Raw genomic sequence first — 421 nt, 5'->3', positions numbered from 1 at the left:
TACAAGCCGCTGATGAAGCTAKTATATTTTTGTTTCCCAATGAGCAAAATCGACAAGGCATCGATCTTCTTCTCAAATCACTTAATTCTTTTGGCAAGCTGTCCATAAATTTCGTTTTTTCACCTGTTCCTGATCTCAGTGATATAGGAATGACTAAAGTTACAAATCTTTGGGGTATTTTACGTCAATTAATTCAGCAKGAAATAGAACAAGATGAATTGAGCGAAAATGGGGATGACTCAGATGATACTCAATCGGAAATAGCCGAGCCATTGGTAGTGCCTTATCTACCACCTATTGCTCTAGCTGAGGATTATCCTGTAACCGGGTTATTAGATTACTACAATCGAATTGCTAACTTAATCGATGAAGATACTAATCAACTTCGCTTAGGAGAAATATTGCCAGGTAAAGATACCTC

The 421-nt window shown here is 37.5% G+C and carries 1 pseudogene; it reads left to right on the top strand.

The annotated features are described in order from the left end of the window. Positions 1-149: 149 nt before the first annotated feature. Positions 150-421, top strand: a pseudogene (locus B9T16_RS29425) (ParA family protein); the annotation flags it as partial.

This window comes from Arthrospira sp. PCC 8006 (assembly GCF_046480465.1).
GTDB lineage: Bacteria > Cyanobacteriota > Cyanobacteriia > Cyanobacteriales > Microcoleaceae > Limnospira > Limnospira platensis.
This window is presented reverse-complemented; position numbering and strand designations above follow the sequence as displayed.